Below are 25,004 nucleotides of genomic sequence, written 5' to 3' on the forward strand. Positions count from 1 at the left end.
ATTTCAGCGCACGGTTTCGTACTCGTGACCGCAGGCCAGGCAGTGGCTCAGCCACTCGCCAAGGAACAGGTTGAGCTGGGCCTTTTCGTCAGGCTGGTGCATGTCGGCATTGGGATACGGGTAGATGCTGCGCAGGCGGCGGGCGTGCTCGGCGCTGATCACTTCGGCCATGCGCGCGTCGTGATACACCTGCACTTCGAGCTGCGGCACCGGCAGCCACGGCAAACTGTGCTCCTGACGCACGCGCAGGGTGGTGGTGTAGGGGCAGGCCAGCACCACTTCCAGCACCAGCACGCCGATCATCTGGTCGCCCTGGGTCATGCCGATGCGACGTGAACTCTGGGTGTCACGCATGTCCGGCAGCAGGCGCATCAGGCGGGCATAGTTGGCCTCGCAGGCGGCCTGGAGCCCGGCCAGATCGACCCGATAGCGTTCACGCAACAGGTTCACTTCCACATCCCCCGGACTTCGTCACGGTTCAGCGCCAGCCACTGCAACGCGATGATGCTCGCCGCATTGGCGATGCGCCCGTCACGCACGGCCTGCAAGGCATCGTCGAAGGGCCAGACGCGCACGCGAATGTCCTCGCCCTCGGTCTCCAGGCCATGCACGCCACCGGCGCCCTCGCTGCTGCAATGGCCCAGGAACAGGTGGACGTATTCGTCGCTGCCGCCCGGCGAGGGGAAATAGCGCGTCATCGGCCACAGCGCCGAGAACGTCAGCCCCGCTTCCTCGTCGGCTTCGCGGTGGGCCACTTCCTCGGGCTGCTCGTCCTTGTCGATCAGGCCGGCCACCAGTTCGGTCAGCCAGGGGTTGTCGGTCTTGCCCAGGGCGCCGACGCGGAACTGCTCGATCAGCACCACTTCGTCCCGACGTGGATCGTAGGGCAGCACGCACACCGCATCGTGGCGCACGAACAGCTCGCGGCTGATTTCGCGGCCCATGCCGCCTTCGAACAGCTCGTGGCGCAGGCGCACCTTGTCGAGCTTGTAGAAGCCCTGGAAGCAATTGACGCGCTCGACGATCTCGACCGCACGGGGCACCGAATTCAAGGTGTCTGACATGAAATTCCTCGCTACATCGACTACTGCGTCGCGCCATCCTACTCTGCGTGTCGTCACCTTTCACCCCCTTCCGGCGACCGGGACAGGTCGGGCCGACTCTGTTAGCTTAGTGGCGAACCGAAGGCCGTGCCGACGGTCCAAGACCGATCAATCCCGTTGTGCAAGGACTCCAATGACGCTCGTCAAACTGACCGCCGTCGCCCTGCTGGCGATGACCCTCGGCGCCTGCCAGAGCCTGTTCGCGCCCAATTACCGCGCGCCGGTCGAGGTCAAGCGTGAAGCCTGGGAACACGTCAAGCCAGGTTGCAGCGAACGCGACTGCCCTCTGGTGAATATCGACACCGTGCACTTCCCGACGTTGCCCAAGCTCGATGCGCTGGTCGAACGGCGTCTGCTGCAACTGACCGAGGACAACCAGCGCGTCGCCACCCCGAGCACCCTGCAGCAGTACGAACAGCAATACCTGGCCAGCGCCCCGGCGCGCAACAGCAGCTACCTGCAGGCCAAGGTACGCGAGCAGCATGACGGGCTGGTGATCGTCGAGCTGTCCAGCTACCTGGACAGCGGCGGCGCCCACGGCATGCCGGGGCGCGCGTTCATCAACTACTCGCGCAAGCTGGACAAGGTCCTGACCCTGCAGGACATGCTCCTGCCCGGCCAGGAAGAGACGTTCTGGAAGACCGTCGAGGAGTCGCACCGCGCCTGGCAGATCAGCACCGGGGTGGACAAGGACGCCGAGTTCGTCAAGACCTGGCCGTTCAGGAAGTCGCCGCACATCGCCCTGACCTATGGCGCGGTGGTGGTGAAATACGAAGTTTCCAGCATTGCGCCTTACTCCATGGGCCACGTCGAACTGAAAATCCCCTACCCGCGCCTGAACGGCGTGATCCGACCGGAGCTGTTCCCCGGTCGCGGCTGAGCCATCCACCCGAAGGAGCGGGCGCACCCGCTCCTGTCGCCGTCACACCTTGTGGTACAGCTGGCTGCCTTCCTGACGGAAGCGCTCGGCCTGCTCGCGCATGCCCTGCTCGGCGGTGACGTCGACCGTCTCGATCTTCGCCGCGTACTCGCGCACCTCCTGGGTGATCTTCATCGAGCAGAACTTCGGCCCGCACATCGAGCAGAAGTGCGCGACCTTGGCCGACTCTTTGGGCAGCGTCTCGTCATGGAAGGCGCGCGCGGTGTCCGGGTCCAGGCCCAGGTTGAACTGGTCCTGCCAGCGGAATTCGAAGCGCGCCTTGGACAAGGCGTTGTCGCGGATCTGCGCACCGGGGTGGCCTTTGGCCAGGTCGGCGGCGTGGGCGGCGATCTTGTAGGTGATGATGCCGGTCTTGACGTCGTCCTTGTTCGGCAAGCCCAGGTGCTCCTTGGGCGTGACATAGCAGAGCATGGCGCAACCGAACCAGCCGATCATCGCCGCGCCGATGCCCGAGGTGATGTGGTCGTAGCCTGGCGCGATGTCGGTGGTCAGCGGGCCGAGGGTGTAGAATGGCGCCTCGTCGCAGCATTCGAGCTGCTTGTCCATGTTCTCCTTGATCAGTTGCATGGGCACGTGGCCCGGGCCTTCGATCATGCACTGCACGTCGTGCTTCCAGGCGATCTTGGTCAACTCGCCGAGGGTTTCCAGCTCGCCGAACTGGGCGGCGTCGTTGGCATCGGCGATCGAGCCGGGACGCAGCCCGTCACCCAGCGAGAAGCTGACGTCGTAGGCCTTCATGATTTCGCAGATCTCGTCGAAGTGCGTGTACAGGAAGTTCTCCTGGTGGTGCGCCAGGCACCACTTGGCCATGATCGAGCCGCCACGACTGACGATACCGGTGACGCGCTTGGCGGTCAGCGGCACGTAGCGCAGCAACACACCGGCGTGGATGGTGAAATAGTCCACGCCCTGCTCGGCCTGCTCGATCAGGGTGTCGCGGAACAGCTCCCAGGTGAGGTCCTCGGCCACGCCACCAACCTTTTCCAGGGCCTGGTAGATCGGCACGGTGCCGATCGGTACCGGCGAGTTGCGGATGATCCATTCGCGGGTCTCGTGGATGTGCTTGCCGGTGGACAGGTCCATGACCGTGTCCGAGCCCCAGCGGATACCCCAGGTGAGCTTGGCCACTTCTTCCTCGATGGAGGAACCCAGGGCGCTGTTGCCGATGTTGCCGTTGATCTTCACCAGGAAGTTGCGGCCGATGATCATCGGTTCCAGCTCGGTGTGGTTGATGTTGGCGGGGATGATCGCACGACCGCGGGCGATTTCCTCGCGCACGAATTCGGCGGTGATCTGGCTCGGAATACTGGCGCCGAAGCTGTGGCCGGCATGCTGCTGGTCGAGCAGGCCGGCGGCGCGGGCTTCCTGCAACTTCAGGTTCTCGCGGATGGCCACGTATTCCATTTCAGCGGTGACGATGCCCTGGCGCGCGTAGTGCATCTGCGTGACGTTGGCACCGGCCTTGGCTCGACGCGGGTTGCGCACGTGGGCGAAGCGCAGCTTGCCCAGTTCGGCGTCGTTCAGGCGCTGCTGGCCGAAGTTCGAGCTCAGGCCCTGCAGGCGCTCGGTGTCGCCACGGGCGTCGATCCAGCTCGAGCGCACATCGGCCAGGCCCTTGCGCACATCGATGATGACGTCGGGATCGGTGTAGGGGCCGGAGGTGTCGTAGACCAGCACCGGCGCATTGGCCTCGCCGCCGAAGTCGGTCGGGGTATCGTGCAGGCTGATCTCGCGCATGGGCACGCGAATGTCCGGGCGCGAGCCCTGGACGTAGACCTTGCGCGAATTGGGCAGGGGTTGCACGGACTGCTGGTCGACCTTGGCCGACTCGCTCAGGTTGAACGTTTTTTCTTGTTTACTCATCTCAGGCTCTCCAGACAGCACGCTAGCGGGCGAAATGTCGGGGCAGAACCTGAAAAGCGTGGACGCACCCCTGGCTGGAGTGCAGTGCCGGATGACGGGGGCGCCTGGCTGCATGAACAGCGTCGACGATCCCGGACCTGGCACAAGAGGCTCCCCGGGAAGGCGAGCAATCTTGTTCCCTACGCAGGCGCTAACCTGATCAGGTTCAACGGGATCCGGACACTCTCCGATCTCAGCCTTCGATTCAAGGCACCCCGACAAGAACTTGCGCAGTCTAGACTGGTCTGGTCTGCAAAGCCAAGCGAGTTACCCGGCCCGGGGACGAAAGGCGAAGGGCGCGCATTGTTGCCGGCTGCGTGCGGCACTACACTGGCGCCTCGCGCGATACTCAACAGTTCAGAAATTATATTTCGTACAAGGATTGCCCCTATGCTGCGCAAACTTTCGCTGGCCCTCGCCGTGTCCTGTGCATCCCACGGCGCGGCCTGGGCGGCGGATGTGCCCACGACGGTGAAGACCGACCTGGTGAGCGTCTACCAGGAAGCGGTGAGCAACAACGCCGATCTGGCCGCCGCGCGTGCCGACTACGGCGCGCGTCGCGAAGTGGTGCCGCAGGCACGGGCTGGCCTGCTGCCGAATCTTTCGGCCGGGGCCGAGACGATGAACACCCGCACCAAGCTCGACGAGCCGTCGATGACCTCCAACCGCAGTGGCACCGCCTGGAGTGCCAGCCTGTCGCAACCGATCTTCCGCGCCGACCGCTGGTTCCAGTTGCAGGCGGCCGAAGCTGTCAACGAACAAGCCGCCCTGGAGCTGTCGGCCACCGAGCAGAACCTGATCCTGCAAAGTGCCGAGAGTTACTTCGCGGTGCTGCGCGCCCAGGACAACCTGGCCTCGACCAAGGCCGAAGAGGCGGCGTTCAAGCGCCAGTTGGACCAGTCCAACGAGCGCTTCGATGTCGGCCTGTCGGACAAGACCGACGTGCTGCAATCCCAGGCCGGCTACGACACCGCCCGCGCAAATCGCATCCTGGCCGAGCGCCAGGTGCAGGACGCCTTCCAGGCGCTGGTGACCCTGACCAACCGCGAGTACGGCTCGCTGCAGGGCGTCGTCCATACATTGCCGGTTCAGGTGCCCATCCCCAACGACGCCAAGGCCTGGGTGGAGACCGCCGCGCGGCAGAATCTCAACCTGCTGGCCACCAACTACGCCGTCGATGCCGCCGAGCAGACCCTGCGCCAGCGCAAGGCAGGCCACGCGCCCACCCTCGACGCCGTGGCCCGCTACCAGAAGGGCGACAACGACAATCTCGGCTTCAGCAACCCCTCGCCACTGCCTGGGGTGCGCTATGCCGGCGACGTCGAGCAGACCACCGTCGGCCTGCAGCTGAACATCCCGCTGTACAGCGGCGGCCTGACCAGTTCGCAGGTGCGCGAGGCGTATGCCCGGTTGAACCAGAGCGAGCAGCAGCGCGAGAGCCTGCGCCGCCAGGTGGTGGAAAACACCCGCAACCTGCACCGAGCGGTCAATACCGACGTGGAGCAGGTGCAGGCGCGCAAGCAGTCGATCGTGTCCAACCAGAGCGCCCTGCAAGCCACCGAGATCGGCTACCAGGTCGGCACGCGCAACATCGTCGACGTGCTCGATGCCCAGCGCCAGCTGTACGCCTCGGTCCGCGACTACAACAACAGTCGCTACGACTACATCCTCGACAACCTGCGTTTGAAGCAGGCCGCCGGCAACCTCAGCCCGCAGGATCTACAGGACCTGGGGCGCTACCTCAAGGCCGACTACAACCCGGACAAGGATTTCCTGCCACCGGACCTGGCGGCGGCGGCGGCGAAGAACTTCGAGCGCAAGCGTTGAAGTTGGTGAGGGTGTCTTTGCAAGTGCGTCGCCGCGCCGCAAGGGGCGGGTGATCGGCCAGGCGCTGGCTCAGCCCCGAACGGGCAGGCCCATCAGCCTGGCCAGCGCCTCCAGCAAGCGCCCCAGGGCGCCCTGGTTGGCCTGCATCACCGCCCTGCCCGCCTCGCCCATGCGCCTGCCGTCCTGCGGCAACTCCACCAGTCGGCGCACCGCGCCCGCCAGCCCCTCGGCGTCGTCCACCTGCTGCAAGGCTCCGGCCTCGCGCAGCAGGGCGCTGATCTCGAGGAAATTGAACACGTGCGGCCCCATGATCAGCGGCAGGCCCAGTGCAGCCGGCTCCAGCGGATTGTGCCCGCCGGTGGGCACCAGGCTGCCGCCGATGAAGGCGATATCGGCCAGGGCATAGAGGAACAGCAATTCGCCCATGGTGTCGCCGAGCAGCACCTGGGTAGCGCCCTGCACCGCCGCGCCGGTGGAGCGACGGACCGTGGCGAAGCGCTCGCAGCACAGTGTGTGCACGGCCTCGAAGCGCTCGGGATGACGTGGCACCAGGATCAGCAAGGCATCGCCATGCACCTGCAACAGACGCTGGTGGGCCTCCAGGATCAAGCCGTCCTCGCCCTCATGGGTGCTGGCGGCGATCCACACCGGCCGCCCGCAGGCGCCCCATTGCTGGCGCAACTGCCGGGCATGGGGCAGCAGCGCAGAGTCGATCTTGAGGTCGAACTTGATCGAGCCGGTCACCTGCACGCACGTCGGTCGCGCGCCCAGGCTGCGGAAACGCTCGGCTTCGGTCTCGGTCTGTACGGCGATCAGGCTCATCGCCTCCAGCATCGGTCGGGTGAGCCTGGCGAAGCGTGCATAGCCGCGCGCCGAGCGCGCCGACAGCCGGGCATTGGCCAGGGCCACGGGAATGCCGCGGCGGGCGCACTGATGGATATGGTTGGGCCACAGCTCGGTTTCCATGATGATGCCAAGGCGCGGGCGCACATGGTCGAGGAAGCGCCCGGCCGCCCAGGGCAGGTCATACGGCAGGTAGCAGTGCTGCACCCGGGGCTCGTCGGCGAACAGGGCGCGGATGCGCTCCGAACCGGTCGGGGTCATGCAGGTCAGGGTGATCGGCAGGTCCGGATAGGCCTGCAGCAAGGCCCTGACCAGCGGCGCAGCGGCGATGCTTTCACCCACCGACACCGCGTGCACCCACAGCCCACCCTGGCGCATGGGCGGCAGCCCAAAGGCCAGGCGCTCGGCGATGCGCTGGCGATAGGCCGGGGCCTTGCGCCCGCGCAGGAACAGGCGCAGCGCGATCAGCGGCAGGCCCAGGTGAAACAGCAGGGTATAGAGTGTTCTGTTCATGGCGGCGCAGTTTACCCGGATCCTGGGCAAAACACCTGGCGAGCCTAACCGATCGCCCGCAAGTGCACGGCGAAGCGCTCGGCCAGCCACTGCCCGGCCGGGCCCAGCGGTTCGTCCCGCCGCCAGGCCAGTTCCGCCACCAGCGCGGGCGGACGCCATTCGCTGTCGAGCTCCACCATCATCGACTGGTAGGCGGGGTACTGCACCACGTGCCGCGGCAGCCAGGCCCAGCCCAGCCCGCGCATCAGCAGCTCGGCCATGGCGTAGAAGCTGTCGGCCCGCCACAGTTGCGGACTCACCGCCTGGCCACCGGGATAGTCGCTGTCTCCGGGGGAAATCAGCAACTGGCGGTGGCGGGCCAGTTGACGCAATGACACGCGTCCCTGCCGGGCCAGGGGATGGTCGACCGCGCACACGGTGACCATCTCGACACTGCCCAATGTACGGCGCTCCAGCGACGCCGGAATGCTTTCATGGTGGAAGAACAGCCCGAGGTCGGCGCGCCTGTGCACCAGTTTGCGCGCGACGTCGCCCTGGGCACCGCTGGCGGCCTGGACCTGCAGGTAGGGAAAGCGATTGGCCAGATCCTCCATGCTGTCGAGCACCGGCTGGTAGGGCATGGCTTCGTCCTGGGCGACCCGCAGCAACGCCTCCTGGCCACGCATCAGCGCCAGCGCGCGGCTGTCGAATCGCTCGCACTCACGCAACAGCTCCCTGGCATCTTCCAGTAACACTTCCCCAGCCTCGGTGAGCGTCGGAGGGCGACCGCTGCGGCGCTCGAACAAGGGCAGCCCCAGGTCCGCCTCCAGCAGCGCGATCGAGGTGCTGATCGCCGACTGCGCCTTGCGCTGCGCGCGGGCTACGGCGGAAAACGAGCGCAGTTCGGCGACCCGGACGAACGTCCTCAGCTGCTCGAGGTTCCACTGATCGCGCATCGACCTATCTCCGAAATAGATGGGCAATGACTTTACCGCATCTGCGCTTTACCTAGAATGTCGAGCCTTCATCCCAGGGAGTCGCACATGAACGCCTACATCTATCTCGCAATCGCCATCTGCGGCGAAGTGGTCGCCACCTCTTCGATGAAAGCGGTGAAGGGACTGAGTACCCCCTTGCCCTTGTTGCTGATGATCGGCGGCTATGCCATCGCCTTCTGGATGCTGACCCTGGTGGTGCGCAGCATCCCGGTGGGCATTGCCTACGCGATCTGGTCAGGCATGGGCATCGTCCTGGTCAGTATCGCGGCGCTGGTGATCTACGGGCAGAAGCTCGACCTGCCGGCCATGCTCGGGATGGCCATGATCGTTGGCGGTGTGGTGGTCATCCAGCTGTTTTCCCAGACTGCGGCACACTGAGGCGCAGGACCTGCGCCCTGGCACACCTGTATACTGGACAATCGTTCCGGTCTACGAGGTTCACGCATGCCATCTGCCATTTCCACTGACGTGCTGATCGTCGGCGCCGGCGTCGCAGGCCTCTGGCTCAATGCCCGGTTGCGGCGCCTGGGGTATTCGACGATCTTGGTGGAGCGCGCCAGCCTTGGCGGCGAGCAGACGCTCAAGTCCCAGGGCATCATCCACGGTGGCACCAAGTACGCCCTGCACGGCGCCCTGAGCGGCGCCTCCGAAGCCATCGCCGACATGCCGCGACGCTGGCGCGAGGCCCTGGACGGCAGCGGCGAGCTGGACCTGCACCATACCCGCTTGCTTTCCGATGCCCATTACCTCTGGTCGCCGGGCACCCTGGCCGGCAACCTCACCAGCTTCTTCGCCAGCAAGGCCGTGCGTGGGCGGGTCGACCAAGTCAAGGGCGAGCAACTGCCACCCGCCTTGCAGGATCGCGCCTTCAAGGGCAAGGTCTACCGCCTGGCCGAACTGGTCATCGACGTACCCAGCCTGCTCGCCAACCTCGCCGAGCTGGCCGGCGACAGCCTGCTGGCCGGCCAACGCATCGTCCCCCTGCTCGAGGGCCAGAACCTGGTCGGGCTGACGGTAGACGGGCGTGAGATTCGCGCGCAGCGCATCGTGCTCAGTGCCGGAGGCGGCACCGAGGACCTGCTGCGCGACCTCGGGCTGGAGCAGCCCGTCCAGCAGCGTCGGCCACTGCACATGGTGCTGGCCAAGGGCCCCAACCTCAAGCCGCTGTACGCCCACTGCCTGGGCGGCGGTCCCAAGCCGCGCATCACCGTGACCAGCCACCCGGCCGCCGATGGCCAGTGGGTGTGGTACCTGGGCGGCGATCTGGCCGAGGCCGAGGGCGTGGCGCGCGAGCCCGCCGCGCAGATCGCGGCGGCGCAACGGGAAATCGCCAGCCTGCTGCCCTGGGTCGACCAGCAGCAGATCCACTGGGCCACGCTGCGGGTCGATCGCGCCGAGCCGGCGCAGTCCGGCCTGGTGCGTCCGGACAACGCCTTCCTGAGCGAACAGGGACGTCTTCTGGTGGGCTGGCCGACCAAGCTGGCGCTGGCACCGGATTTCGCCGATCGGGTGCTGGCGGCGCTGGACAGGGACGCCATCCGCCCCGCTGCCCACCCCGACCTTGCCAACCTGCCGCGCCCGCCACTGGGCGTTCCAGCCTGGGAGCACCTGCTGCCATGAGCCTGCCAACGCTCCACGACCATCATCGCCCGCTGGGCAGCACCGGCCTGAAGGTTTCGCCGCTGGGGCTGGGCACGGTCAAGCTCGGTCGCGACCAAGGGGTCAAGTACCCGACCGGCTTCACCATTCCCGGCGACGACGACGCTCGCCTGCTGCTGGCCCAGGCCCGCGAACTGGGCCTCAACCTGATCGACACCGCGCCCGCCTACGGGCGCAGCGAGGAGCGTCTCGGCCCGCTGCTGCGCGGTCAGCGCGAGCACTGGGTGATCGTCAGCAAGGTGGGCGAAGAGTTCGACGACGGCCACTCGCAGTTCGACTTCAGCGCCGCTCACACCCGCCGCTCGGTCGAGCGCAGCCTGCGGCGCCTGGAAACCGACCGCATCGACCTGATGCTGGTGCATTCGGACGGCAACGACCTGGCCATCCTCGATCAGCAGGAGGTCTACCAGACCCTCGCCGCGCTCAAGCAGGAGGGCAAGATCCTCGGCTACGGATTTTCCGGCAAGACTGCCGCCGGTGGCCTGAAAGCCTTGCAGCAGGGCGACTGCGCCATGGTCACCTACAACCTCGCCGAACAGGCGGAGCGACCGGTGCTGGACTACGCTGCCGAACACGGCAAGGCCATTCTGGTGAAAAAGGCCCTGGCCAGCGGGCACGCGTGCCTGTCGCCGGGCGTCGATCCGGTGCAGGCCAGCTTCGAGCTGCTGTTCGCCCACCCTGGGGTCAGCAGTGCTATTGTCGGCACCATCAATCCGCTGCATCTGGCCCACAACGTGGCCACCGTCGCCCGTATCCTGGGCCAGGCCTGAGCTGCCCACGCGGCGCTCATACGCAAGGAGTCGCTTCGTGGCGCGCACGTTGATCCGCAAGAACCCGAGCACCTTCAAGACCTTGCCGTTGCACGTCGAGGCCACATCGGAGCGCCTGAGCTACCAGAGCCTCGGCACGCCGCAGAACTTCGCCCAGACCTTGCAGCGACGCAAGGCCGTGCAGGTGCAGGACCCTGAACGCTTCGCCATCGAACTGGCCAACCTCGGGGTCTCGGTACGCCTGACCCTCACCTGGCAGAACCGCGACTATTGGGTACTGGTTCGCCAGCGCCGCCAGGACCGGGGCGACGTGGTGCTCAAGCTGATTTCCGGCTACGTGCCCGCCCAGGAACTGAACCTGCCGCTGCACACCGCCATTCAGGAAGTCGCCGAGGAATGCCTGCTGGAAACCTCCGAGGGTTGGCTGGGCGGGCGCTTCAACGAGACCTGGCTACCGACGCCCTACTCGGCCGCGCTGCACTACCGCGAGACCCCGCCGTTCACCCTTCGTCCAGCTTCGGGCGCGGCTCGACCGGTGTTCTGTGCCAACCAGGCGCTGCTCGAGCGGCCCAGGGCCTACGTGCATCTGCCGACCGCTTCGCTGCAACTGATCTACGACCTGCACCTGCAAGTGCCCCGCGAGGCCAAGGCGTTGAGCCTGTTCCACGTGGATGAGCGGCTGGAAGACGATCAACTGGTCGCTCGGCTCAATCGCAAGCGACCCGACCTGTACCTGATGCCCCTCGTGGACGGCCAGCCCGTGGCCGAGCTCTACACCCTGAAGAAAGATCAACTGGTGCCGGCCAGCACGCGCGGGCTGTATCTGGCCGAGAGCTTCGCGCGCCAGGATGGCTGGGTGGTGCGCGAGGAGCGCATACGCTGGAAGGACTGGCTGCGTCAGCAGGGCCTGGTGCAGACCAAACAGCCCAAACCCTCTCACCTGCAGCGTTTCAGCGACAAGGCCCGGGCGTTGCTGCGCCGCGCGCGGACCTCGCTGCACAAGTGACCGGGGCCGAGCCAGGCCCGGGCCGTGCTGGCCCTCAGTTCTGGCGAATCTTCTCGACGATGGCCGTGGTCGAGCTGTTCTCGACCAACCCCAGCACCTTCACGGTGCCGCCATAGCTGTTGACGATATCGGCGCCCACCACCTGATCGATGCCGTAGTCGCCGCCCTTGACCAGCACATCGGGCCGCACTTCGCGCAGCAGGTTCTCCGGGGTGCCTTCGCTGAAGCTGATGACCCAGTCGACCGCTCCCAGGCCGGCCAGTACCGCCATGCGGCGGTCGACGCTGTTGATCGGCCGGCCAGGCCCTTTCAGGCGGCTCACCGAAGCATCATCGTTGACCGCGACGATCAGCCGGTCGCCCTGGGCGCGGGCCTGCTCCAGATAGGTCACATGGCCTGCATGGAGGATATCGAAACACCCATTGGTGAACACGATGCGCTCGTTGTGGGCACGTGCATCGTCGATGGCCAACAACAGCTGCTCGAGCACCAGCACACCGCGCTCGGAGCCTTCCTCGCGCTGGATGGCGCGGCGCAGCTCGGGGGCACTGATGGCCGCGGTGCCCAGCTTGCCGACGACGATGCCAGCGGCCAGGTTCGCCAACGCCACGGCGTGGGGCAGCTCCTCGCCAGCGGCGATGGCCGCCGCCAGGGTGGAAATCACGGTGTCGCCGGCGCCGGTGACGTCGAACACCTCGCGGGCACGGGCCGGCAGGTGCAGCGCCGGGTGGCCGGTGCGCAGCAAGGTCATGCCGTGCTCGCCGCGAGTGACCAGCACGGCACCGAGGTCCAGGTCGGCGAGCAGTTGCAGGCCCTTGGCCACCAATTCGGCCTCGTCGGCGCAGCGTCCGACGATGGTCTCGAATTCGCTGATGTTCGGGGTGATCAGGCTGGCACCGCGATAGATCGAGAAATCCTTGCCCTTGGGGTCGGCCAGCACCGGAATGTTCCTGGCGCGAGCGGCCTGGATCAACGCCTGGTGATTCTTCAGGGCACCCTTGCCGTAGTCGGAGAGTACCAGCACCTTGATGCCCTCGAGCAGCGCATCCACTTCCGCGCCCAGCGACAAGGCGTCGGTGGCGAAGGGTTCTTCGAAGTCGATGCGCAGCAGCTGCTGGTGACGGCTCATGACCCGCAGCTTGACGATGGTGGGCTGATGGGCGATGCGCTGGAAGATCGACCGCACGCCAGCCGCTTGCAGGCTGTTGGCCAGACTGTCGGCCGCTTCGTCCTGACCGGTGACGCCCACCAGCGATGCCGGTGCGCCCAGCGCGGCGATGTTCAACGCCACGTTGGCCGCGCCGCCCGGGCGGTCCTCGATCTGGTCGACCTTGACCACCGGCACCGGAGCTTCTGGCGAAATGCGCGAGGTACCGCCATGCCAGTAGCGGTCGAGCATCACATCGCCGACCACCAGTACCGGGGCTTGATCAAAACGCGGCATGGACAACTTCATGGGCAACCCGAATGAAAAAATGAACAGGGGCAGGATATTAGCACAGGGCAGAAGACGCCTTTAGCGCCAACTGCCGGGCAATGGCCAGCGCGGACAGGCGGGGCCGGCGCCCCACTGCCGAGACCTCAGGTGATGTCGGCCTTGGTCGGTTCGTCCAGGCCCATGGCGTGCAGGCGAGCGTAGTGACCGTTCTGCGCGATCAGCGTGGGGTGGTCGCCGCGCTCGACGATCCGCCCCTGGTCCATGACCAGGATCAGGTCGGCCTTCTCGATGGTGGACAGGCGGTGGGCGATCACCAGCGTGGTACGGCCCTCCATCACGTGGTCCAGCGCCGCCTGGATATGCCGTTCGGACTCGGTGTCCAGAGCCGAGGTGGCTTCGTCGAGAATCAGCAGCGGGGCGTTCTTCAGCAGGGCACGGGCGATCGCCAGCCGTTGGCGCTGGCCACCGGAGAGCAGCACGCCGTTTTCGCCCACCTCGGTGTCGAAGCCCTTGGGCAACTGGTCGACGAATTCCTTGGCGTAGGCATCGGCTGCGGCCGCCTCGATCGCCTCGCGGGGCGCGCCCGCCAGATCGCCATAGGCGATGTTGCTGGCCACGGTGTCGTTGAACAGGGTGACGTGCTGGGTGACCTGCGCCACATGCTGGCGCAGATTGCGCAGGCGGTAGTCTTCGACCTCGACGCCGTCGAGCAGGATCTCGCCGTTGTCGTGGTGATAGAACCGAGGAATCAACGCCGCCAGGGTGGACTTGCCGCTGCCGGAGCGGCCCACCAGCGCGATCATCTGGCCGGGTTCGGCGACGAAGCTGATGTCGAACAACACCTGCCGGTCCGTGCCTGGGTAGGTGAAATTGAGGTTGCGCACTTCCAGCCGCCCTTCGACGCGCGCCTTCTCGACCGTGCCACTGTCGACCTCCGGCGTCTCGTCCAATTGCTCGAAGATGCTCTCGGCGCCGGCCAGGCCCTTCTGGATGGTCGAGCTGACCTCCGAGAGCTGGCGGATCGGCTTGGGCAGCAGGCCGGCCGCCGTGATGTAGGCCACCAGGTCGCCAGCCGACGCATCGCCGCGCAGGAACAGCACGAGGAACATGAGTGCCGCCATGGCGGTATAGATCACCAGTTGCAGCGCGGGGGTATACAACGCGCCGGTCTTGTTCATGCGCAGTTGCTTGTCGGTATTGCTCTGGCTGGCATTCCTGAAGCGCTGTTCTTCGTAGGCCTCGCCGCCGAAGCTGCGCACCACGCGATAGCCCTGGATGGTCTCGGACGCCACGTGGGTGACGTCGCCCATGGCGACCTGGATCTTCTTGCTCTGCTTGCGAAACTTCTTGCTGGCCGAGCCGACCATCAGGGCGATCACCGGCAGGATCGCGACCATCACCAGGGTGAGCTGCCAGTTCATCCACATCAGGTAGATGAACAGGAACACGACGGTCAGGCCTTCGCGGATCACCACCTTGATCGCGTCGGTGGCCGCACCGGTAACCATGGTCACGTTGAAGGTGATGCGCGAGATCAGGTGCCCGGAGTTGTGGCTGTCGAAATAGCGGTTCGGCAGCACCAGCAGCTTGTTGAACAGCTCCAGGCGCAGGTCGTGTACCAGGCAGAGGGAGACCTTGGCCAGGTAGTAGTTGCCCAGGAACGACCCCACCCCTTGCCAGGTGGCGATGAGAATGATCAGCAGGGGCACGGCCTGCAGCAATTGCAGGTCGCGCAGGTAGGGCACGTTGGGGAAGAGCACGGCCTGGGGGTTGCTCAGGCCGTCGACGAAGTACTTCAGGATCCCGGCCAGCATCGGCTGGGTAGAGGCGAAGATGACGAAACCGATGATGCTCAGCAGGAAGATGCCGAGGTAGGGTTTCACGTAGCTCAGCAGCCGGAAGTAGATCTTCAGGCTGCTGGGGTTGTCCGCCGGGCGCGGTGTTTCGGCCATCGTCGAGCTCGCTGTTCAGATTGAACCGCGAATTTTACCACAGGCTTTTGCCGGGGCATCCATCCACGGCATCATCAGCGCCAGGCCCACCGGCAACCAGCTGATGAACCACTCCGCCCGGGGCGTGCCGGTCAGGCTGGCGGCGTCGAGCTGCATGGCGACCGTGGAGAACACCCAGATGCCCAGGGCCAGCTTGCCCAGGGGGGTTGCGCGTGCGCGCACCAGTTCACGCAGCGCTGCCAACCACACGGCCAGCCACAGGATCATGCCGGGCAGCCCCAGTTCGACCGCAACATGGGTGAGCATGTTATGTGTATGGTCGAACTGCTGCCCTGCAGCCTGGATCCGGTAGAAGGCACCGAGTCCAAGACCGGTCAGCGGGTGCTGCTCGATCAACTCCAGCGACGCCTGGAAAATGTCCAGCCGATAGGATGAACCGCGACTCATCCACAGATCGTGGAACAGCAAGACTGCCAGGGCGATGACCAAGAACACCGCGAGGGCCAGCAACTTGCTCGCCCGATTGCGCATCCACCACGGCGCCAACAGGGTGGTGAAGAGCAACGCGATCACCGCACCACGACTCTGGCACAACGCAACGAACGCGGCCAAACATGCCAGCGTGAGCATCCAGCCCAGCTGTCGAGCCAGCCCCACAGGGCGATCGTAGAGCATCGCCAGTGCGAGTACGCTGACGACGTAGGCGCCAAGAATTGGATGACCGATCTGCCCGATCGCATAGAGACGCATGATCAGCGGATTATCGGTCGTGAGATAGAAGCGATAGAACGAGATGAGCGCCGCTACTGCCATGAGTACGCCGCCTACCTGCCAAAGCATGCGTACACGCGCCTCTCCCTTTTGCGCGAGCAAGGGAAACGCCATCAGAAACAGCAGGATGTAAATGAGACGTTTACCCTCGCGCGCACCCTCATCGGTCGTCGACCAGACCAGGCTCAGGGCACCCCAGGCCAGGAATAGCAGGATTGAGGACCACAGCCCAGGCTGCCGGCGCCAACCCGCCATGAACAGATGACGCGCAGGCCAGGCAAGCACCAGCGCCGGCAGCCACAAGAAAAGAATCAGCCCCTGTTGATAGAGCTTGTTGCTGGGGGCCAGGGCAATCGCTGCAAGGAACCAGACGAAACCGAAACCGAGCCAGGCTTGAGCCCAGCGTTTTTCATACCACATTCCTTCCCCCGGGCGCAGCGACACCGTCATGGTGCTACCTCGATATTTTCGGCATTATTGCCAGTCATTTTGCATGCACAAGACAAGGCACACCTCAATGCTATGTTCCCGACTCTCCCAGGCCGACCTCGACCAGCTGACTCACGGTGCCAGGATTCTGGAAGCCGACAGTCACGGGGCGAAAGTCTACCTGCTCGGGGATGGGAATATCCTCAAGGTATTTCGTCGCAAGCGTCTGATTTCATCTGCGCTGCTGCGCCCCTATTCCCAGCGTTTCGTCGATAACGCGACACGCCTGGAACATCTGGGCATTCCTACACTGAAAGTGATCAGCCATCACAAGCTGCAACAGCCCGGACGCACCGCGGTGCTCTATCGTCCGCTACCAGGCGAGACCCTGTCGCAGCGCTCGGGCCAGCCAGGCTTCAGCTGGGACCCTCTACTGCCAGCGCTGATCGATCTGATCAGACATCTTCATGCTGCCGGCGTCTACTTCCGCTCCCTCCACCTGGGCAATGTCGTGGTCACGCCGGATCAACGATTGGGCCTGATCGACATCGCGGACATGCGTTTCCTTCGAGCCCCGCTGTCAGCTCGGATGGCCCGACGCAACGTCCAGCACCTGGCCAACTACCTCGAACGCGAGGGGCTCGACAGCCACTTTCCACTGGCACGCCTGCAGGCTGGCGTACTCCAGCGCTGAGGTTCAGTCACGCAGCAAGGCCCTGGAGCCCAGGCTGAACTGTTGCCAGGACTCATCGGGCGCCAGGGTTCGATGTTGAAGCGCTGCCGTGGCGGCCGCATCGAGGCTGGCGCAGGCTTCGATGGCCTGAGCCCACGCTGCCTGGTCACCCACCGGCACGTAGCGGCCCGCCTCGCCCAGCTGCTCCCTGAACACGTGCAAATCACTGCACACCACCGGAACGTCGGCCATGATTCCCTCCTGCAAGACCAGCCCGAGCCCCTCGGAACGCGACGGGATCAGCAGCCAGTCGAACGCCCGATACAGGTGCAGGACATCGGGCCGATGGCCGCACAACACCAGGCTGTCGCCCAGCCCGAGCGCCTCGCCACGCTGCTGCAACCGCGTACGCAACTCGCCATCACCCATGATGACCAGGCGAATATCGGGCTGACGCTCATGCGCCTCGGCGAAGGCCTCGATCAGCATCTCGAAGCCCTTGCTGGGAACCAGTCGCCCTACTGCACCGAACAGACGACCCGATTTGCCTTCAAGCCCCAGCGCCCGCTGCGCCTGGTCACGGTCGAGCAGTTCGTCGACGAAGGCGTGGGGATTGAGCGCGATACGCAAGGTGTGCACCGGCCGCTGCACCGCGCCTTGCAAAGACTGTGCGAGCGTCTGGGACACCGCGGCGATGCGCAACTGCCTGGGGTCGAGATGGCGCAGCAAGCGCACATCGGCACGCCTCAAGTGGGTGACGCCATGAAACAGTACAGTGACGCGGGTATGAGGAAAGAAAGGCATCAGGGGTAGGATCAATCGAGCCACACCCATGCCGTCGAGCAGGATCAGGTCCGGCTTCTGCTGTTTGAGAGCATTGCGCAGACGTGCGCGTACCACAGGCAGGAACAGGCTCCAAAGCCGACGCCCCTTCAATGCCCGTTGCGGCAGAGCCCACTCGCGGACGCCGCCAATGCCACTGCACAGCCCCTCACTCAACAACAACCAGTTGACGATTTCGGCGTCGTCGCCGAGGTGATGCAGTATCTGCCGGTGCACCGTATGTACGGACATGTACGGCGCACCGCCCGACCACATCACATTGACCACATTCATCGGTGAAGCTCCCTCGGACCCGGCGGCCTTACCATCGGATCAGGTCATTCAGTGAGCAGGAAAGCCGATTCCCATCCCGACCAATGTCCGAATGGCGAGTCCGGCCACAGGCTTGACGCGCTCTCGCTGACGCCTGCGAGCCTTGCATCTGACCTCCTCGAGCAACGTGACGTGGCTGCCGAATCCGGTGCGCAATACCGTATCGCCCTTGAGGGAGACCGCTGCCAGACCGTGCGCTGTGTAACGCCGTGACAGGGCTGTTTGCTCCTAACAGGCGGCGGGATGTGCACGAACCGCTCAATCGAGGCAAGCCTGGATTGAGGGAGAACGCTTGCCAATCGGGTTTGTCCGACAACAGTGGGTAACAAGGGACATTGGCGATGACTTGTCGTTCCCCGATGCGGATGTAGGGGCTATGCACCGACAGGTCGTGGGCGTGACTGCGCAGCCACACTTGCAGACTATGTGGGCTGGACTCGAGAATCAGCCGCGAGTCTTCAACGAAATGTTGCCGGTAGAATGCCCAGTCATCTTCGCAATGGAAGATATAGGGCGTCTTGACATGGCTATAGGCCAGATCGATCGAGGCCAACTGCCCAAGCTTGGGCCGGTTGACGAAGACACGACAATGCGCTTTCCAGCTTTCGGGAACGGCGCCATGAACGGCGTCGTCGCCGGAGTCCTCGGTGATGAAGACCTCGCGAATGGGCGCGGTGTTGCAACGGTCGAAGCTGTCCAGGGTGGCCTTGAGCAGATCGAGCCGACCACAACTGGTCACCACCAGGGTAATGTCACTGTTATCCGAGAAGCGCACCGGCTTCCTCCGCCTGCGGCCCCGTCGGCGCACGCACGGCAGGGCTGGATGATTCAGAACCCAAGTCTCAGGCGCAGACGCTGCCACGCATTGAGCGCAGGTCGTGGCCTGAGTGGGGGTTTCATGTGGTCGACGATGCTACGCCCCACCTGGGAAAAACTGAAGCCCGAGAGCGCCAGCTCCCGGCCGTTGGCCGCGATACGTGCCGCCAGCTGCGGGTCGCCGCGCAGTACCGCGAGCTTGCGCTGGAGCACCGGAATGCTGTCGTACAGCACCACGTTGTGCATGTCCTGCAGACCCAGCGCGTCGTTCTCCGCCGGGCCTTGGTCGAAGGCCAGCAACACGCAGCCGCAGGCCATCGCCTCGAAGTTCTTGATCATGTATTCGCCCATGCCGACATCCGCGCTGACGAAGAAGCGAATGCGGTTGAGCGTGTTGCAGTAGTCCTCTCCGGACTTGGTGCGCGTGACCAGCAGGTTCTCGACCTGGGCCAGCTCATCGAGCAACGCCTTGCGGCCGCTGTACGCCACGCTCTTGGTGCTGCCGACGAACGCCAGCTCCAGGTCGCGCTCGCGGCCCTGGTCGCTGAGCAACTGCTCGTCATAGCCCTTGGGCACGAACACCGCATCGAAGCCTTCCTGACGCAGGCGCTGGCTGACCACGAAACCCGAGCTGATCACCCGTGCCCAGGGCAGCTTGCGGTAATGCGCGCTGAACGCCCCGGTGTACTTGCAGGCAATGTAGTTCTGGTAGGCGTCGTGTTCGAGGATCACCAGGTTTGGAAGGGTGCGGATGAAGCCGACCTGACGAATTTCCTGCTTGAATCGCAGGAAGAAGATGATCCGGTCGTAGCGCTCCACGTCCACTTCACGCTTGAAGTAGCGGCGCAGATTGCGCTGGTCCTCGCTCGAGAGCCAGCGCAAGTCGCACTCGCAGTGGGCCGCGACGCCGTCGTAGAGCCGGTCGAGGATGGCCCGCTGTTCTTTCTGCACCAGAAACAAGACTTTCATTGCATTCCTCGCAAGCGGGTTGCCATCACGATCGATCATCGTTCGCCGGCCATTCGCGGCGCCAGAACAGTTCGTGCCTGCGCACGGCCTTGCGGAAGAACTCGTTCTGGCCATAGGGCGAAACGCGACGACCGGCCAGCCAGCGCTGCAACCAGCGCCGCACACGGCGTTTGAAGGGGGGCGGGGGCTGCAGGTCGTGCATCATGCCCAGCGCCATGGCCTTGTCACGCTGGGTGGCGAGGTCCAGCACCAGGCTGTACGGCGCCCAGGGCTCGCTGGCCTGGAGTTGCGGTGGCAATGCGACGCCATCGCCGCTGTCACCCATGGGCCAACGATCGTTGTCGTGCAGGTGATTGGCGTAGCAGAGCAAGGTCTGTGGCTGCCAGGCCATGCCCTGCAAGGCCTCGAGCACGGCGGCCTGGGCGCACACGTGGTCCGGATGGGGGTCGAGCTGCGGGTGGGGTAGGACCAGGATCTCAGGCCGGGCCTTTTCCAGCAGCGCGCGCAGGTCGGCCAACAGATTGTTCCAGGTCGGCGCGCCGTCGGCGTCGGCCGGCAGTGCACAGGTGTTGAAGCGGCGAAACGGCCGGATGTCGTCCATCTGTGCTTCGCGCGAGCCTGCCGGCTGATCGGGGGCCGCTTGCATGGCCGGCAGTTGCAGGCAGAAATAACCCAACTGCGCGCATTGCGCTTCAGGCACCCCTGCCCAGCGCGGCACCGCCACGCTGTCCCAGGCACGCAGGCGGCCCTTGAGCTGCGCGGCGGCGGCCGGCTCCAGCCCCATGCGCCGGTAGTGATCGGCCTCGATCTCGCCCGCTGTCAGCGTGACGATCCAGGCCTCTTGAGCCTGACTGTAGAGGCCGTAGGCGGCCAGTTCGGCGTCGTCTGCATGGGGCGCGATCACCATGATCCGACGCTGACGCCATTGCATGGCAGGCGTCACCCAGAGACGTGGCGGGCCTTGCAGGCGGCAGTGGCGACCTCGGACTCGCAGCTGGCCATCGCGCAACGGCGCCGCCAGTCCGGTGAGATTGAGCAGGCGCACGCCGTCGACACCTCGTTCGAAGGTCTGCCGGTCGCACTGCTCGCCGGCCACCAGCTCGACGGACGGATCGAGCCAACGTCCGAGCCAGCTGCACTTGAGGCGGACCTGCAGCACCAGGGTATCCTCGTCGCCGATCGACGCCGCGCTGTGCAGCACACCCTGCTGAAGCCGCACCTCGTGCTCCTGGCTGTCGGCCCCGAAGTCGTAGACGTAGTCATCGCCTGGCGCGTAGAAGAGGTGATCGGCGAACCAGGCCTCGTGCGCCACCCACGACAAGGGCAACAGCACCAGCGGCAGCCACCATGCGACGAACACGCCAGCCAGCACCAGCAGGGCCAGCATGACCAGCACGCCGACTCGCTTGTTGCGACGATGACGCCTGAGCAACTGCTGCTTGCGGTTCATGACCGATAGACCGGCACCGGGTGGCACCAGCGCTCCTTGTATTCACGGTCGGCGCGGCCGAACGAGAAGCGCAGCGCCTTGCCACGTGCATTGGCGTCTTCCCAGGCGGCCTGGGTATTGAGGAAGCTGAGTACGCTGCCAGGGCTGAACGCCTTGGTTTCGGGGTCGACCCCACCGTTGACGTACTCGATGCTGATCCACTCGGGCGATTCGACCCGGTACAGCAGCTGGATGGCGATGGGCGCCCCGTCGAGGAACAGCACCGAGCCGACCAGCAGCCCGCGCAGGCCCTCAAGCACCTCGACGAGGTGCGCCGCGCCGGTCGCCGCAAAACCCCAGCGGCGCTGGAACAGGTCGCAGTACATGGCCGCGATGTCGCTGGCGCTGAAGTCGCCTATCGGGCGCACCACACCGCCCGCCTCTTCCAGCAGGCGCAGCTCGCGACGCTGGTTGTAACGAAATTTCTTCGAAAGGTCGTGGGAGGGGCGCGCCAGGGCCAGCTTCTCGGCCTGCTGCTCGATGCCTTCGAAACGCCCATGGTTGAGTTCCGACAGATAGCGCGCTGCGTGGCGCAGCGGTGCACCGGCATCGGCGGCGGCAGGCAGGATGATCTCGGCATTGCCCAGGTCGAACAGGCCTTTCTTGCCCTGGCGCTTGAGCACCTCCTTGGACAGCGCCAGGTGGCGGCCCCAGGTCGGCACGGCGGCCTTCACCTCGCCATCGGCCTGCCAGCCCAGATACCGCACGGGTATCTCGGACAACTGCGCCAGGCATTCGAGTACCAGCGGGTGGGTGGCGACACTGCCGCCGTAGCGCTGCCAGGCCTGGGCATAGGCCTGGGCGTCGATGACCGTCCAGCCGCGCTCGCGCCAGGCGCGCAGATGCTTGAGCATTACCCCCGACCCTCCAGCGCCTTGACCTGGGGCAGTTGCCAGAATTCCTGACGCACGGCCTGATCGGAAAAACGTTCATGCAGGCGCTGCAGCATCGCTGTGGCGCACGCGCCACGCTGCCCGGCGTCGAGCCCGGCCAGGTGCTTCAGGCCGTTGGCCAGTTGCGCGGCATCCCCGAGCGGGAACAGCACGCCCACGCCCTCCACCACTTCGCGCGCACCGCCGCAGGCGGTGGCCAGCAGGGGCACACCGGCCGCCATGGCTTCGAGCAAGACCATGCCGAACGGCTCGTGGTCGGAGCTCAGCGCGAACACGTCGAACGCCTGGAAATACCGCCGGGCATCGGCCACCTGGCCGAGGAAATCGACACGCTCGGCGATTCCCAGCTCGGCAGCCAGCGCCTTGAGCTCGCCCTCCAGCCGGCCCTTGCCCAGCACTGCCAGCCGCGCGTCGCCAGCAAGCCCCGGCAGCGCCTGGGCGAAACCGCGCAGCAGGGTGGCCTGGTCCTTGTCCGGGTGCAGGCGGCCGACATTGCCGACGATCCAGGCCTGAGGGTCCAGCGCGAGGACGCGCCGCGCTTCGTCGCGCGGTACCAGCTCGGCCTGCAGCGCCTCGACATCGATGCGGTTGTACAGCGTCTGGATGCGCTCGGCCGGCCAGCTCGGCAGGCAGCGGCGCATGTCGTCGCGCACCGCATCGGACACGCCCAGCAGGCTCAAGCGTTTGCGCATCAGGTTGGCGAACAGCCGTCGCCCGCGACGCTGGTAGTCACCGAACGCGTGGTGCACGCCGATCACCGGCAGATCGGTGGCCAGCAGGGCGACATAAATGGGCTTGAAGCGGTGCGCGATGCAGAAGCTGAAGCGGCGCTCGCGCGCGATTCGACGCAGCGTCGCGATGGCGCCGAGCTTGAGCCCGCGCACGGCCTGGGAACTGAATTCCAAAAACAGCACTTCGTCGCAGGCACAGCCGGTCACCACCTGCGGATCGGCCTTGCCGGTGAGGAAGACGGTGGTGACCTTGTAGCCCCGCCCCTCGAACAGGCTGGCGTACTGACGGGCACAATCGAGAAACGGCCCATCGTAGCCATGGCAGAACTGCAGGACGCGCAGGTCAGAGCGGCTGGTCATACGCAGGCGCGCCGTCCTTGACCACCAGGATGTTCTCCATGATCAGGTACTGCAGGTCCGAGCCGAAGAACATGTTCAACGCATCGGTGGGCGAGCAGATCATCGGCTCGCCACGACGGTTCAGCGAGGTGTTCAGCGACACGCCATTGCCGGTGAGCGCTTCCAGGGCCTTCATCATGTCGTAGTAGCGCGGGTTGTACTCGCGCTTGAGCACCTGTGCACGCGAGGTGCCGTCCTCGTGGACCACTTCCGGCACACGGGTCTTCCACTCCTCGGCCACTTCGAAGGTGAAGGTCATGAAGGGCGCGGGGTGATCGATCTTGATCATCTGCGGCGCGACGGTGTCGAGCATCGACGGGCAGAAGGGTCTCCAGCGCTCGCGGAACTTGATCTGCTCGTTGATGCGGTCGGCGACGTTCGGCACGCTCGGGCAGCCGATGATCGAACGGCCGCCAAGGGCCCGCGGACCGAATTCCATGCGCCCCTGGAACCAGGCCACCGGGTTGCCGTCCACCATGATCCGCGCAATGCGCTCCGGCATGTCGTCGAGCCGGCGCCATTTCGGTGCGTTCGGATGACGCGCGCAGGCAGCGATGACATCTTCGTTCGAATAAGCCGGGCCTAGGTACACGTGCTCCATCTTCTCCACCGGCACGCCACGGGCATGGGACACGTAGGCGGCGGCACCGACCGCGGTACCGGCGTCGCCCGAGGCCGGCTGCACGAACAGCTCCTTGAGGTCCGGGCGGGCGATGATCTTCTGGTTCAGCTTGACGTTCAGTGCGCAGCCACCGGCGAAGGCCAGCTTGCCGGTTTCCTTGAGGATATCGCCCAGGTAGTGGTCGATCATCTGCAGGGCCAGTTTCTCGAACAAGGCCTGCATGCTGGCGGCGTAATGGATGTAGGGCTCGTCGGCGATGTCGCCTTCACGCTTGGGACCCAGCCACTCGATCAGCTTGGGCGAGAAGTAGAAGCCCTTGCCCTTCTCTTTATAGCGGCGCAGGCCGATGACGTTGGCGTACTCGGTGTTGATCACCAGTTCGCCGTTCTCGAAGCTGGCCAGGCGCGAGAAATCGTACTTGCTGGCATCGCCGTAAGGCGCCATGCCCATGACCTTGAACTCGCCGTCGAGCATCTCGAAGCCGAGGAATTCGGTGATGGCGCCGTATAGGCCACCCAGCGAATCCGGGTCGAAGAATTCCTTGATCTTGTGGATCTTGCCGTTCTCGCCATAACCGAAGAAGGTGGTGGCGTACTCACCCTTGCCATCGATGCCCAGGATCGCGGTCTTTTCCTTGAAACCGGAGCAGTGATAGGCGCTGGAGGCGTGGGCCAGGTGGTGCTCCACCGGCTCGATCTTGACTTTCTTCGGATCGAAGCCCAGTTGTTCCAGGCACCAGACGATCTTCTTGCGGTAGCGCTTGTAGCGGCGGTTGCCCATCAGGATCGCGTCGAGGGCGCGGTCCGGTGCGTACCAGTAGCGCTTGGCATAGTGCCAGCGGGCCTTGCCGAACAGGCTGATGGGCGCGAATGGAATGGCCACGACGTCGACGTCGGAGGGTTTGATGCCCGCCTGCTCCAGGCAGAACTTCGCCGACTCGTACGGCATGCGATTCTTCGCATGCTTGTCACGCACGAAGCGCTCTTCTTCGGCGGCGGCAACCAGCTTGCCGTCGATGTACAGGGCCGCGGAAGGGTCATGGCTGAGGGCGCCGGACAGGCCCAGAATCGTCAATGCCAAGGGACTCGCCTCTTGATTCGGTGAAGATGCGCCAGCGGCCTCGTGGG

At 65.3% G+C, this 25,004-nt stretch carries 21 protein-coding genes, 1 pseudogene and 1 riboswitch; of the genes and pseudogenes, 7 read left to right on the forward strand and 15 right to left on the reverse strand.

Translation table 11 applies throughout. The features are described 5' to 3' along the window. Positions 1-3: 3 nt before the first annotated feature. Together IAE34_RS05275 and IAE34_RS05280 are read right to left on the reverse strand one after the other, a co-directional pair. Entirely contained in the window at positions 4-456 is a 453-nt protein-coding gene (locus IAE34_RS05275) for a DUF1249 domain-containing protein (RefSeq protein WP_200137808.1), read from the reverse strand. Further along, positions 447-1,064, reverse strand: coding sequence for an NUDIX domain-containing protein (locus IAE34_RS05280; RefSeq protein ID WP_200137809.1), 618 nt, complete (start codon positions 1,062-1,064; stop codon positions 447-449). The genes IAE34_RS05275 and IAE34_RS05280 overlap by 10 nt, the downstream gene beginning before the upstream one ends. A gap of 172 nt (positions 1,065-1,236) precedes the next feature. On the opposite strand from IAE34_RS05280, the gene IAE34_RS05285 reads away from it, so the two are divergent. After that, positions 1,237-1,983, forward strand: a complete 747-nt coding sequence (locus IAE34_RS05285; protein WP_200137810.1) for an RsiV family protein — start codon at positions 1,237-1,239, stop codon at positions 1,981-1,983. A 42-nt stretch (positions 1,984-2,025) separates the two neighbouring features. Here the strand turns inward: IAE34_RS05285 and thiC are convergent, their stop codons facing one another. Then, a complete protein-coding gene (thiC, locus tag IAE34_RS05290; RefSeq protein ID WP_200137811.1) occupies positions 2,026-3,906 on the reverse strand; it encodes a phosphomethylpyrimidine synthase ThiC in 1,881 nt (626 codons plus the stop codon). A gap of 159 nt (positions 3,907-4,065) precedes the next feature. After that, positions 4,066-4,173, reverse strand: a riboswitch (TPP riboswitch). Between the two features lie 162 nt (positions 4,174-4,335). Here thiC and IAE34_RS05295 point away from each other — a divergent pair. Next, a complete protein-coding gene (locus IAE34_RS05295) occupies positions 4,336-5,772 on the forward strand; it encodes a TolC family outer membrane protein (RefSeq protein WP_200137812.1) in 1,437 nt (478 codons plus the stop codon). A 69-nt stretch (positions 5,773-5,841) separates the two neighbouring features. Here the strand turns inward: IAE34_RS05295 and waaA are convergent, their stop codons facing one another. Both waaA and IAE34_RS05305 read right to left on the reverse strand, forming a co-directional pair. Continuing rightward, the gene (waaA, locus tag IAE34_RS05300; RefSeq protein WP_200137813.1) at positions 5,842-7,128 is read right to left on the reverse strand and encodes a lipid IV(A) 3-deoxy-D-manno-octulosonic acid transferase; all 1,287 of its coding nucleotides are present in this window, start codon (positions 7,126-7,128) and stop codon (positions 5,842-5,844) included. A gap of 44 nt (positions 7,129-7,172) precedes the next feature. Beyond that, positions 7,173-8,063, reverse strand: a complete 891-nt coding sequence (locus IAE34_RS05305) for a LysR family transcriptional regulator (RefSeq protein ID WP_200137814.1) — start codon at positions 8,061-8,063, stop codon at positions 7,173-7,175. Positions 8,064-8,150: 87 nt separating this feature from the next. Between IAE34_RS05305 and IAE34_RS05310 the strand changes: the two genes are divergently transcribed. From IAE34_RS05310 to IAE34_RS05325, 4 genes are all read left to right on the forward strand, one after another. Further along, a complete protein-coding gene (locus IAE34_RS05310; RefSeq protein WP_200137815.1) occupies positions 8,151-8,483 on the forward strand; it encodes a DMT family transporter in 333 nt (110 codons plus the stop codon). A 66-nt stretch (positions 8,484-8,549) separates the two neighbouring features. After that, the gene (locus IAE34_RS05315) at positions 8,550-9,725 is read left to right on the forward strand and encodes an NAD(P)/FAD-dependent oxidoreductase (RefSeq protein ID WP_200137816.1); all 1,176 of its coding nucleotides are present in this window, start codon (positions 8,550-8,552) and stop codon (positions 9,723-9,725) included. Next, a complete protein-coding gene (locus tag IAE34_RS05320; RefSeq protein ID WP_200137817.1) occupies positions 9,722-10,534 on the forward strand; it encodes an aldo/keto reductase in 813 nt (270 codons plus the stop codon). Before IAE34_RS05315 ends, IAE34_RS05320 begins: the two co-directional genes overlap by 4 nt. Before the next feature lie 37 nt (positions 10,535-10,571). After that, positions 10,572-11,540 (forward strand): metal ABC transporter ATPase, encoded by a 969-nt coding sequence (locus tag IAE34_RS05325; protein ID WP_200137818.1) that lies wholly within the window; start codon positions 10,572-10,574, stop codon positions 11,538-11,540. 34 nt (positions 11,541-11,574) lie between these two features. Here IAE34_RS05325 and hldE read toward each other — a convergent pair whose 3' ends face one another. The 3 genes from hldE to IAE34_RS05340 all read right to left on the reverse strand — a co-directional run bounded on the left by hldE (position 11,575) and on the right by IAE34_RS05340 (position 16,121). Beyond that, positions 11,575-12,996 (reverse strand): bifunctional D-glycero-beta-D-manno-heptose-7-phosphate kinase/D-glycero-beta-D-manno-heptose 1-phosphate adenylyltransferase HldE, encoded by a 1,422-nt coding sequence (hldE, locus tag IAE34_RS05330; protein WP_200137819.1) that lies wholly within the window; start codon positions 12,994-12,996, stop codon positions 11,575-11,577. A gap of 125 nt (positions 12,997-13,121) precedes the next feature. Next, positions 13,122-14,930, reverse strand: coding sequence for a lipid A export permease/ATP-binding protein MsbA (gene msbA / locus IAE34_RS05335; protein WP_200137820.1), 1,809 nt, complete (start codon positions 14,928-14,930; stop codon positions 13,122-13,124). A 15-nt stretch (positions 14,931-14,945) separates the two neighbouring features. Next, entirely contained in the window at positions 14,946-16,121 is a 1,176-nt protein-coding gene (locus tag IAE34_RS05340; RefSeq protein ID WP_200137951.1) for an O-antigen ligase family protein, read from the reverse strand. 97 nt (positions 16,122-16,218) lie between these two features. Between IAE34_RS05340 and IAE34_RS05345 the strand changes: the two genes are divergently transcribed. After that, positions 16,219-16,824, forward strand: a complete 606-nt coding sequence (locus tag IAE34_RS05345) for a toluene tolerance protein (protein WP_200137821.1) — start codon at positions 16,219-16,221, stop codon at positions 16,822-16,824. Between the two features lie 3 nt (positions 16,825-16,827). Here IAE34_RS05345 and IAE34_RS05350 read toward each other — a convergent pair whose 3' ends face one another. From IAE34_RS05350 to IAE34_RS05380, 7 genes and pseudogenes are all read right to left on the reverse strand, one after another. Further along, the gene (locus IAE34_RS05350; RefSeq protein WP_200137822.1) at positions 16,828-17,919 is read right to left on the reverse strand and encodes a glycosyltransferase; all 1,092 of its coding nucleotides are present in this window, start codon (positions 17,917-17,919) and stop codon (positions 16,828-16,830) included. 48 nt (positions 17,920-17,967) lie between these two features. Further along, positions 17,968-18,733 (reverse strand): annotated as a pseudogene (locus IAE34_RS05355) (glycosyltransferase family 2 protein). A 53-nt stretch (positions 18,734-18,786) separates the two neighbouring features. Then, positions 18,787-19,743: a glycosyltransferase family protein gene (locus tag IAE34_RS05360; RefSeq protein ID WP_200137823.1), complete on the reverse strand. Its 957-nt coding sequence runs from the start codon at positions 19,741-19,743 to the stop codon at positions 18,787-18,789. 25 nt (positions 19,744-19,768) lie between these two features. Further along, on the reverse strand, positions 19,769-21,193 hold the full coding sequence (locus tag IAE34_RS05365) for a PIG-L deacetylase family protein (RefSeq protein ID WP_200137952.1): 1,425 nt from the start codon (positions 21,191-21,193) through the stop codon (positions 19,769-19,771). Next, a complete protein-coding gene (locus tag IAE34_RS05370) occupies positions 21,190-22,086 on the reverse strand; it encodes a GNAT family N-acetyltransferase (protein WP_200137824.1) in 897 nt (298 codons plus the stop codon). The genes IAE34_RS05365 and IAE34_RS05370 overlap by 4 nt, the downstream gene beginning before the upstream one ends. Then, the gene (locus IAE34_RS05375; RefSeq protein ID WP_200137825.1) at positions 22,086-23,216 is read right to left on the reverse strand and encodes a glycosyltransferase; all 1,131 of its coding nucleotides are present in this window, start codon (positions 23,214-23,216) and stop codon (positions 22,086-22,088) included. Before IAE34_RS05375 ends, IAE34_RS05370 begins: the two co-directional genes overlap by 1 nt. Continuing rightward, entirely contained in the window at positions 23,200-24,957 is a 1,758-nt protein-coding gene (locus IAE34_RS05380; RefSeq protein ID WP_200137826.1) for a carbamoyltransferase family protein, read from the reverse strand. Before IAE34_RS05380 ends, IAE34_RS05375 begins: the two co-directional genes overlap by 17 nt. Positions 24,958-25,004: the final 47 nt, after the last annotated feature.

It is taken from the genome of Pseudomonas sp. S30, from assembly GCF_016518545.1.
Lineage (GTDB): Bacteria > Pseudomonadota > Gammaproteobacteria > Pseudomonadales > Pseudomonadaceae > Aquipseudomonas.